The 11,082-nt window shown below is 35.0% G+C and carries 7 protein-coding genes; all 7 read left to right on the top strand.

The annotated features are described in order from the left end of the window. Positions 1-98: 98 nt before the first annotated feature. The 7 genes from BM246_RS11495 to BM246_RS11465 all read left to right on the top strand — a co-directional run bounded on the left by BM246_RS11495 (position 99) and on the right by BM246_RS11465 (position 11,066). The gene (locus tag BM246_RS11495; RefSeq protein WP_074938031.1) at positions 99-926 is read left to right on the top strand and encodes a 3-keto-disaccharide hydrolase; all 828 of its coding nucleotides are present in this window, start codon (positions 99-101) and stop codon (positions 924-926) included. 302 nt (positions 927-1,228) lie between these two features. Continuing rightward, positions 1,229-2,824: a sialate O-acetylesterase gene (locus BM246_RS11490; protein WP_083415790.1), complete on the top strand. Its 1,596-nt coding sequence runs from the start codon at positions 1,229-1,231 to the stop codon at positions 2,822-2,824. 19 nt (positions 2,825-2,843) lie between these two features. Beyond that, positions 2,844-4,295 (top strand): glycoside hydrolase family 30 protein, encoded by a 1,452-nt coding sequence (locus tag BM246_RS11485; protein WP_074938029.1) that lies wholly within the window; start codon positions 2,844-2,846, stop codon positions 4,293-4,295. A gap of 41 nt (positions 4,296-4,336) precedes the next feature. Beyond that, positions 4,337-5,971 (top strand): GH39 family glycosyl hydrolase, encoded by a 1,635-nt coding sequence (locus tag BM246_RS11480; RefSeq protein ID WP_083415788.1) that lies wholly within the window; start codon positions 4,337-4,339, stop codon positions 5,969-5,971. A 13-nt stretch (positions 5,972-5,984) separates the two neighbouring features. Then, entirely contained in the window at positions 5,985-6,737 is a 753-nt protein-coding gene (locus BM246_RS11475; RefSeq protein ID WP_052415214.1) for a DUF6250 domain-containing protein, read from the top strand. Positions 6,738-6,761: 24 nt separating this feature from the next. After that, positions 6,762-9,179, top strand: coding sequence for a glycoside hydrolase family 3 N-terminal domain-containing protein (locus BM246_RS11470; protein WP_074938027.1), 2,418 nt, complete (start codon positions 6,762-6,764; stop codon positions 9,177-9,179). Between the two features lie 225 nt (positions 9,180-9,404). After that, positions 9,405-11,066, top strand: coding sequence for a UxaA family hydrolase (locus BM246_RS11465; RefSeq protein WP_074938024.1), 1,662 nt, complete (start codon positions 9,405-9,407; stop codon positions 11,064-11,066). Positions 11,067-11,082 lie beyond the last annotated feature (16 nt).

Raw genomic sequence — 11,082 nt, 5'->3', positions numbered from 1 at the left:
AAGAAATAAAAAAGCGTATAAATATTTTAGCTAAAAGCAAATACAGTAACTTTTTGTGTCCTGTTTTTGCTGATAATTATTCAATAATAATATACAATATGAAACTTTCTAAAATTACATTATGCGTCTTTTTTATAATTGCATTTAGTTTATATTCAACCAAAGGAACGGCTCAAAATGATGCAACAGATAATGCTGGTTTTGTTAAAATATTTAATGGTGAAAATTGGGATGGTTGGTATCTTAAATTAAGAAATGACGATGCGGAAATGGCTAAAGAGGTTTTTGCTATTGAAAATGAAATGGTACACGTTTTTAAAGATGCACCAGATAGTTTAGATTTAGGAACAGGCGAAAATGGGACGCACGGCTTATTTTATACCAAAAAGAAATACAGTAAATACATTCTGAAATTTGATTATAAATGGGGTGAAAAAATAGCCAATAATTTTGAGAGGTGGCAATATGATGCAGGCGTGTATTATCACGTTACAGATGATAAAATTTGGCCAACCGGTATTGAGTATCAAGTGCGTTACAACCAAGTAACGAATAAAAACCATACAGGCGATTTAATTCGTCCGAAAGGTGTAAAATACGATTGGTATTCTGTTCCAAACGGCGACTCTTACTTAAACCTAAAAGCAGGTGGTGTTTTGGATGAAACAAAAGGCTGGTTACACTTTGCTTCTCCTACCGAAAATTATAACGCCTTAAACGGTGAATGGAATCATTGCGAAATTATAGTCATGGGCAGTGCATATACTATTCATAAATTAAATGGAGAAATCGTTAATATGGCTTTCAATTTAAACCCTAGCGAAGGTATCATTGGTTTTCAATCTGAAACAGCCGAAATATTCTATCAAAATATAGAAATTAAAGAATTTTCAAAGGTTATTCCTATGGAGAAATTCTTAAAATAATTACGCGTTATAAAAGAGTAGAATTTATGTTTTTTCCTTTCAAATTAAACCATTTTTCTTAATCTTAAAAGATGAATTTTTAGAATTTTTGTCTTAAAAAAGCAATAACATTTGAGTTGTGATTTTAGTGTGATAATTTCATGAATTACACCGGAAACCTTGGCTTTTAACGTGTAAATACCCAATATGAATCATTGTTTATAGTCTAAGGGTATGGAGTTATAGTCTATTTCTGTTTTTTTTTTCAAATTGCAGTATGTAGAGCAACAGGCTTTGCTGTTTATTTTTGAATAATATTTAAGATGAAAATCAGTATTAAAATTATCGTAATTCTAATTGTTTCCATACCAAAATTTGGGTTTGCAGATGTAGAATTAAATAGTTTGTTTTCTAACCGTATGGTCATTCAACGTAATGCCGAAATTCCTATTTGGGGTTGGGCAGATCCAAATGAAAAAGTTGAGGTTTTGACAAGTTGGGGAGAACATGCTACAGCGATAACAAATACAGATGGAACTTGGCGTTTGGATATCAAAACCCCCAAAGCTGGAGGTCCGCATAAAATTACCGTTTCCGGAAAAAATACAATTGAAATTACAGATGTATTGTCGGGAGATATTTGGTTATGTGCAGGGCAATCGAATATGGATTTCTCTATGTCGAAATTTGTTAAAAACTCTAGAGATCCAAAAGACCAGCCTTTAGTTGAGTATATTCGAAATGAAGTTGCAACAGTAAACGACGATTGGATTCGCCATATAGAAGTGCAGCCAACATCCTCACTTTCCGAAAAGAAATTAAATTTTGACGATCAATGGAGAAAAGCAAAACCAGAACAAATCGGTAAAATATCTGCAACAGGTTACTTTTTTGCTAAAGCAGTTCGCGAGCAGGTTAATGTGCCTATTGGTTTGTTAGAATGTGCTTTGGGAGGTACACGTATTCAGCCATGGCTTTCGGAAGCGACTTATATGGCCGACCCAAATATGAAAGCTTATTTTGAAGCTAGCCGAAAAAAATCTAATGAAATTATAGAAAGAGTATCTGTAGAAAATTATGTAGATACCACTTTCACAGCAAAGTTTAAAGCTTGGGAAGCTGGCGGAAAGAAAACACCTAAACCTTATCCTTCTACACATCCATCACTAGATAAACAATTGCCGGCAACACTTTATAATGGTATGTTGTCTGCTATTATGCCGTTTAAAATAAAAGGGGTTTTGTGGTATCAAGGTGAAAGCAATTCGCATTTTTTAGAAGAAGAGTATAGAGATTATTTTACTGCGTTAATAAAAAGTTGGAGAGCAGATTGGAACCAAGAAGATTTACCTTTTTACTGGATGCAATTGGCAAATTATGAAGTACCAGATAAACGTTCCGATTTAGGTTGGGCATCGGTTAACAATCAATTAAGGCAAAGTTTAAAATTACCGCATACCGGTATGGCTGTTCTTTATGATATTGGTGAAGCTAAAGATGTGCACCCACATAATAAAATGGATGCAGGAAAGCGCTTGGCTTTATGGGCTTTAAAAAACGATTACAATGTAGAGGTTTCTGCTGTTAGTGGACCGTTATATTATTCACATAAAATAAAAAGAAACAAAATACAAATTACATTCTCAGAGGTTGGAGAAGGTTTGATTGTAGGTCATAAGCATTTGTTAAATCCTGTGTCCGAAGTTAAAAATCAACCTTTAAAATGGTTTGAAATAAAAGGAAAAGATGGCGAATGGTATCCTGCTCAAGCAAAAATAATTTCAAAAAATAAAGTTGAAGTTTGGAGTGAAGAAGGCTTGATGCCTGTGGCTGTTCGTTATGCTTGGTCATCAAATCCGGAAGGTGCAAACTTGTATAATAATCACGGGCTTCCGGCTTCTGTGTTTTTAACGGAGTAATATTTAAATATCATTAATTATGAAATCCCTTCAGTCTATCAAGTTATCAAGTCCTTATTTAATCTTTCTAATGTTTGTTTTAGTGAGTCAGATTCATTTTGCACAGAACGTAGAACTAACCTATACCACAGCTTCTAAGCGTTGGGTAAAGGCTAAAAAGTTTTTGCAAAAAACAAATGAAAATGCGAGTACAAAAATTAAAATTTATGCAGATAGTTTATTGCAAGAAGTTGATGGTATTGGTGGCGCGTTTAACGAGTTGGGTTGGGAAGCTATTAATACGCTAGATGCCGATAGCGGGAAGGACGTTATTAATGCTTTATTTTCTAAAGAAGGTTGTAATTTTTCTATGTGCCGTATTCCAATTGGAGCTTCAGATTATGCGCTCAGTTATTATTCACATAATGATGTTCCAGAAGATTTTGTAATGCGCGACTTTAATATTGATAGAGATCGTTATATTTTAATTCCATATTTGAAAGCGGCTTTAAAGGCTCGTCCAGATTTACAAATTTGGGCTTCACCGTGGACGCCTCCAGCTTGGATGAAGGTTAACGAACATTATTCTCTGCGTGCCGGCGATTGGAATAATCGTGCCAACGGAAATAGAATGGATCCGGGTGCTCAAATACTGAGTAATGCAACAGCATTTAAAATGCAAGATCAGTATCTAAAAGCTTATGCACTATATTTTTCAAAATTTATTCAAGCTTATAAAAAAGAAGGGGTCGATTTGTTTTCAATTCAACCACAAAACGAAATTGCCTATGCGCCAAACTGGCCAAGTTGCACGTGGAGAGCCGAAGATTTCTCAATATTTATAGGCGATTATTTAGGTCCGAAATTAGAAGAAGATGGTTTGGATACCGAAATTTGGTTAGGTACCATTAATTGGAGTAAGCCAGATTATGTGCGTACTATTTTGGATAACAAAAAAGCAGCTAAATATATTAAAGGTGTTGGTTTTCAATGGGGAGGATCTAACGCTATACCTGCTATAAATAAAGAATATCCAGATTTAAAATACATGCAAACCGAGAATAAGTGTGGTGAAGGCGAGAATGATTGGACGTCGTTTGATCGCTCTTGGGAAACTTTAGTGCACTTTTTTAATAATAAAGCTGGTTCTCATATGTATTGGAATATGGTTTTAGACGAAACAGGAAAAAGTGCCTGGGGATGGCCACAAAATTCTATGGTGGTTATCGATAAGCAAACTAAAAAAGTTACTTATACTGATGAGTTTTATTTGTTTAAACATTTATCTCATTTTGTTCAGCCGGGTGATCATTATTTAAAATCTTCCGAAGGAAAAAATCATTTAGCATTTCGGTTAAAAGATGGAAGAACTTTGGTTTTACTGAATAATCCCGAAGACAAAAAACAAAATGTAAATTTAGAATTAGGCACCAATACCATTGCGGTTTCCGTCGAGGCCAAGTCTATTAATACTATAATAATCACGAAATAATTACTAGTAAATAATCGAAAATATAAGATAATATATAAAAAATGAAAAAACTAAAACAAGCCATTGTTGCATTTATTTTGGGAGGCGTTTTGTCTCTAAATGCACAACAAAAAATTTCGGTTAATGTAAACGATACTGGCGAACAATTCGATCATTATTGGAGTAAAATGGTAGGAGCAGGTCGTGCTAACGAAGGTTTAAGAGCCGGATGGTTAGAACAGCTAGGGCAAGTTCAAGAAAATTGTGGATTTGAATATGTGCGTTTTCACGGATTGTTTCACGACGATATGTTTCCTGTTATTATAGAAAAAGGTAAAACGGTTTATAACTGGCAATATATCGACGATTTATTCGATCGTATGTTAGATTTAAACGTAAAGCCATTTGTAGAATTAGCGTTTTTGCCAACGAGTATGGCAGCCGAAAATTCTAAAACAGTATTTTGGTGGAAAGCTAATATTACACCAGCCGATGATTCTTTCGAGAAATGGCACGATTTAGTTAAAGCCTTTACACAACATTGTGTGGATCGTTACGGAACGGAAGAGGTACTTACTTGGTATTTTGAAGTATGGAACGAGCCAAACTTATACCCATTATTTTGGGACGGAACGAAATCTCAGTATTTTGAATTGTATAAGCAATCTGCTTTAGCTGTGAAATCTGTGGACGAACGTTTAAAAGTTGGCGGACCATCAACGAGTAATTTTGTGCCAGATACCCGTTTTGATGGTGAAACTACAGATGATAAAGCATCTGACGCTGTATTTAATGCAAAGGATATTAATAGCTTGCAGTGGCATGGCGTATGGATTGAAGATTTTCTAGCGTATTGCCATAAAGAGAAATTACCTGTAGATTTTGTAACCACACATCCTTACCCAACCGATTATGCTTTTAACCCAGAAACAGGTAAAGGAAAGGGCTTAACACGTTTTGCGAAGTCGCTTAAATTAGATTTAGAATGGCTGAACGAAACCATAGCGAAAAGTCATTATCCAGATGTTGAAATTCATTTAACAGAGTGGAATACCAGCCCAAGTAGTCGCGATGAAATGCACGATCGTTTACCTGCGGCCGCTTATATTGTAAAATCTAATTTAGATTGTATTGGCTTAACTAATTCTTTAGCATTTTGGACGTTTACCGATATTTTTGAAGAAAAAGGAGGAGCATCAAGTATTTTTCATGGTGGTTTCGGAATGATAAATTTTCAAGGTTTAGTAAAACCATCGTATCACGCGTATAGAATGCTTCATGAATTAGGAAACGAGAAATTGTATAAAGATGATTATCTGTTTGTAAGTAAGGATGCTTTAACAGGAAACGTAGTAGCTTTAGCTTATAATTATCCCGTAGAATATGAAGATGCTGTACCGTTTGGAACAGATAAACGTGAGTCTGGAACTTCTAAAAAATTAGATTTTACATTAACAGGTTTAGATGCAAATACCATGTTTGAAATTGAGATTTTGGATAAAGATCACGGTAATATTCATAATTTTTGGGAATCTATGGGCAAACCAGAACCGCCAACACGTGAGGAGATTAAAGTCATGAAGGCATACGCAAACACCATGAAAACGGAATTTGTAAAAGCTGATAAAAACGGAACCTTAAAAATTAACCACGAGATTACACCATGGAGTTTAGTTTTAATTAAACAGGTTAATTAAAAAAATAATATAAATGAAGAACTTTAAATATAACAAAAAACGACTTTCTGTAGGGCTAGTAGCGCTTTCTATTCTAGTGGTAGTATCATGTTTCAATATTAATAAAAACATAGAAATAAAAGGAGAAACGTTTAAAACGAAATTACTTTTTAAAGAAAATTTTGATAAAGGATTAGATAATTGGCAAGTGGAGCAAATGCCAGAAGGTACTGTAGAGGTTAAAAATAGCAAACTGGAAATTAACGATGTTTCTGGTTGTACCGTTTGGTTGAAACAGAAGTTTGAAGGCCCGATAGTTATCGAATATGATGTTTTTGTAATTCAAGATGGTGGTGCAAACGATCGCGTTTCAGATCTTAACTGTTTTTGGATGGCAAACGATCCTGAAAACCCAACCAACTTATTTGCGAATTCTGATAAGCGTGGTGGTAAATTTTCAAATTACGATAGCTTGAAGTTGTATTATATGGGACTTGGCGGTAACCACAATAAAACCACAAGATTTAGACGTTATGTTGGTAATGGCGAACGTCCTTTACTGCCAGAACACGATTTAAGTGATTCTAAATTTATGTTGGAACCTAACAAAACATATCATATTAAAATAATAGCAAACCATGGTATTGTACAGTATTACAGAGACAATCAATTGGTGTCCGATTTTGTAGATGCTAATCCATATACTTCGGGGTATTTCGGATTTAGAACCGTGAAAAACCACATGACAGCAGATAATTTTAGAGTATACCAGTTAATTTCAGAATAATAGAAGACCTAATATAATTTACGAATGAAGTATTACAAAATAACGCTAGCACTTGCTGTTTCATTTCTATTTACGGGCATGAAACCTGATAATAAAGATATTTATCATAAAGGTTGGATAGATTTTAATAAAAATGGCGCTAAAGATGTTTTTGAAGATTCTAAAGCACCATTAGAAGCTAGGGTTAACAACTTAATTTCGTTGATGAATGTTAATGAGAAAACCTGTCAGTTAGTAACATTATATGGCTATTCTCGTGTTTTAGAAGATGAAATGCCAAACGATAAATGGAAAAATAGAGTTTGGAAAGATGGTATTGCAAATATTGATGAGCATTTAAATACCATTTGGAATCAGGAAAAAACGCATACCAAATATGCATTTCCATATAGTACGCATGCAGAAGCTATAAATACCGTTCAAAAGTGGTTTATTGAAGAAACCAGAATGGGAATTCCTGTAGATTTTACTAATGAAGGTGTACACGGTTTATGTCACGAAAAAGCAACACCACTGCCAGCACCTATTGGTATTGGTAGTACATGGAATAAAGATTTGGTTTATAAAGCCGGAACTATTGTGGGCCGTGAAGCTAAAGCTTTGGGGTATACCAATGTTTATGCGCCTATTTTAGATGTAGCTCGCGATCAACGCTGGGGACGTGTTTTGGAATGTTATGGTGAAGAACCGTTTCATATTTCAGAAATGGGAAAACAAATGGTTTTAGGTATTCAATCGGAAGGTGTAGCATCAACTTTAAAACATTTTGCTGTTTACAGTGTCCCAAAAGGCGCAAGAGATGGTGATGCGAGAACAGACCCACATGTGGCACCTCGCGAAATGTTTCAACTGCATTTATATCCTTTCAAGAAAGTTATAAAAGAAGCTGCGCCTATGGGAATTATGAGTAGTTATAATGATTACGATGGTGTTCCAGTTACGGCTAGTCCTTATTTTTTAACCGAATTACTTCGTGAACAATTTGGCTTTAACGGTTATGTAGTTTCCGATAGTGAAGCGGTAGAATATGTTTCGGAAAAACACCATGTTGCGGCAGGTTATAAAGAAGCGGTACGCCAAGTTATTGAGGCTGGTTTAAATGTTAGAACCACGTTTAGAACTCCAGAATCTTTTGTAGAACCTTTAAGAGAATTAATTGCAGAAGGAAAAATTTCAATGCAAACTATTGATTCTAGAGTTGCTGATGTTTTAAGAGTAAAATTTAGATTAGGCCTTTTTGATAGTCCTTATGTTGAAAACCCTGATAAGGCTGATAAAACAGTACATACCGCTGCAGACGAGGCGTTTTCAAAACAAATAAATAGAGAGTCTTTAGTGCTTTTGAAGAATGAAAATAATCTATTGCCTTTAGATGTCGATAAAATCGATAATATTTTAGTGACAGGTCCATTAGCCGATGAGGTTAGTTTTACTTTTAGTAGATATGGTCCGGCTTTTAATCCGTCTACTTCTGTGTTTAAAGGTGTGAAAGATTATGCAGGAAATAAAGCCAATGTTAGCTTTGTAAAAGGTTGCGATATTGTAGACCCCGATTGGCCAGGAAGTGAAATTATTCCAACGCCATTATCTGCAAAAGAACAAGCAGATATTGATGCTGCTGTAGAGCAAGCTAAAAAATCTGATATTATTATTGCCGTAGTTGGCGAAGATGAAAAACGTGTTGGCGAAACCAAATCGAGAACTAGTTTAGGACTTCCTGGGCGTCAGTTTCAACTTGTACAAGCGCTTTATGCAACAGGGAAACCTGTAGTTTTAGTTTTAATTAACGGGCAACCACTAACTATTAATTGGGAAAATAAATTTTTACCTGCTATTTTAGAAGCATGGTTCCCGAGTACAGCAGCCGGCGAAGTTATTGCAGAAACCTTATTTGGAGATTATAATCCGGGAGGGAAACTATCGGTAACTTTCCCGAAATCGGTAGGGCAAATTCCTTTAAACTTTCCGTACAAACCAGGTTCTCAAGCAGGGCAACCCGGAGCAGGACCAAATGGTTACGGTAACACACGTGTGTTAGGACCTTTATATCCTTTTGGTTACGGTTTAAGTTACACGTCTTTTGAATATAGCGATTTAGTTATTTCTAGAACATCTTTAAAAGCTCAGGCGAATATTGAGGTGTCATTCAAAATAAAAAATACAGGAAAACGCGAAGGTGATGAGGTGGTACAAATGTATTTGAAAGATAAAGTGAGTAGTGTAACTACTTACGAGTCTATGTTACGTGGTTTCGATCGTGTGCATTTAAAACCAAATGAAACTAAAACCATCCATTTTACTTTAACACCGAGTGATTTGGAATTGCTTGATATAGACATGAATTGGACGGTAGAACCTGGAGATTTTGAGGTTTTAATTGGAGCATCTTCAGTAGATATTAAATTGAAAGAAACTTTTACAGTAGAATCTGTAAACGATTAACGTTATTTTTAGAATACAAGTAGTGTGAGTTTAGAACATATTGTGAATCTCTAAAAAAGAGCTAATTAGGTCTTAAAATTGCATTTTAAAACTTTATTCTGTTTCAAATGCAATAATAGTATTAGTATTGGTCAAATATTTGGAAGATTTCAATGGTTGCTTATAGTACTATTGTATTCATAATTCTTTATAGCAGTAGAGCTGCACTTTATTTTACCAGTATTTATGGAAACAAAACAAAACGTACTTAAAATACATGAAAAAGACAATGTAATTGTCGCACTAACGGATTTAAAAAAGGGAGATAAAATCACCTTTGAAAATCACGTGTATGAACTTCAAAATGATATTTCAGCAAAGCATAAATTTGTTACTGAAACTCTAGCAGAAGGCGATCCCGTTTATATGTACGGTGTGTTGGTTGGAAAAGCTAAAAAGGAGATTTTAAAAGGCGATATCATTAGTACCACTAACCTTATTCATGATACGGAAAAGTACGGCGTTAATTCTTCCGAAGAAAAAGAAGTTTGGCAAGCACCAGATGTTTCAAAATTTGTAAATAAAACATTTAACGGTTATCACAGAGCCGATGGGAAAGTTGGGACTGAGAATAATTGGTTAATTATTCCTTTGGTATTCTGCCAAAACAGAAATGTTGAAGTTTTAAAACAAGCTCTAGTTGAAAAATTAGGGTATGGTAAAAAGCAACATTTAGGATTAGATGTAGATGCCTTAATTAATGATTATAAGTCTGGCGTTTCCGCGGAAGCGATGTTAGAAAAAAATATATTGAAAGACGGCGAAGACACAAGCAAAAACTTGTTATTCCCGAATGTAGATGGTGTTAAGTTTTTAACTCACGATGGTGGGTGTGGCGGTGCAACATCAGATGCTATAACGCTTTGTAATCTTTTAGCAGGTTATATTAACAACCCGAATGTTGCAGGAGCAACGGTTTTAAGTTTAGGTTGTCAACATGCACAAGCAAGTATCTTACAAGATGCTTTAGGTAAAATGGCGGATGCTAATAACAAGCCCGTTTATATTTTAGAGCAACAACAAAGTGTATCTGAAAAAGAATTATTGGCCGAAGCTGTTAAGAAAACCTTTGTTGGGTTAATGGAAGCTAATAAAATTGAACGTAAACCAGCAAACCTATCTAAATTAGTAATTGGTTTAGAATGTGGTGGATCGGATGGATTCTCTGGAATTTCAGCAAACCCAACTTTAGGTTATGTTTCCGATTTAATCGTAGGATTAGGCGGAGCAACGGTTTTATCAGAATTTCCAGAACTTAATGGTGTAGAGCAGGAGTTAATTAACCGTTGTACAAGTACAGAAAAGGCTAAAAAATTCTCGCATATAATGTCTACTTACAACTCAAAAGCAGAAGCTTTAGGTGCGGCATTTTCAATGAATCCTTCACCTGGAAATATAAAAGATGGTTTAATTACCGATGCTATAAAATCTGCAGGAGCTGCCAAAAAAGGTGGTACATCACCAGTGCAAGATGTTTTAGATTATACGGAGCAGGTTGTAACTTCTGGTTTAAATTTATTATGCACACCAGGGAACGATGTAGAGTCTACAACAGGTTTAGCAGGTTCTGGCTGTAACGTTATTCTGTTTACTACAGGTTTAGGTACGCCAACAGGAAACCCAATAACACCGGTTGTAAAAGTATCTACCAACTCAACACTTTTTAATAAAATGGGTGATATTATTGATTTCAATACGGGATCAATAATCGAAGGTTCTAAAACCATCGAACAAGCTGGCGAAGAACTTTTAGACTTTGTTATCGAGGTGGCTAGTGGTAAACAAACAAAAGCAAGACAATTAAGACAAGACGATTTTATTCCGTGGAAACGTGGTATGTCTCTTTAATAATTATAAAACATAA

Source organism: Algibacter lectus (assembly GCF_900112395.1).
GTDB lineage: Bacteria > Bacteroidota > Bacteroidia > Flavobacteriales > Flavobacteriaceae > Algibacter > Algibacter lectus.
This window is presented reverse-complemented; position numbering and strand designations above follow the sequence as displayed.

Excerpts from the sequence above, each read along its gene's own strand:
- BM246_RS11495 (WP_074938031.1), top strand. The coding sequence starts at position 99 with ATGAAACTTTCTAAAATTACATTATGCGTCTTTTTTATAATTGCATTT.
- BM246_RS11490 (WP_083415790.1), top strand. The coding sequence starts at position 1,229 with ATGAAAATCAGTATTAAAATTATCGTAATTCTAATTGTTTCCATACCA.
- BM246_RS11485 (WP_074938029.1), top strand. The coding sequence starts at position 2,844 with ATGAAATCCCTTCAGTCTATCAAGTTATCAAGTCCTTATTTAATCTTT.
- BM246_RS11480 (WP_083415788.1), top strand. The coding sequence starts at position 4,337 with ATGAAAAAACTAAAACAAGCCATTGTTGCATTTATTTTGGGAGGCGTT.
- BM246_RS11475 (WP_052415214.1), top strand. The coding sequence starts at position 5,985 with ATGAAGAACTTTAAATATAACAAAAAACGACTTTCTGTAGGGCTAGTA.
- BM246_RS11470 (WP_074938027.1), top strand. The coding sequence starts at position 6,762 with ATGAAGTATTACAAAATAACGCTAGCACTTGCTGTTTCATTTCTATTT.
- BM246_RS11465 (WP_074938024.1), top strand. The coding sequence starts at position 9,405 with ATGGAAACAAAACAAAACGTACTTAAAATACATGAAAAAGACAATGTA.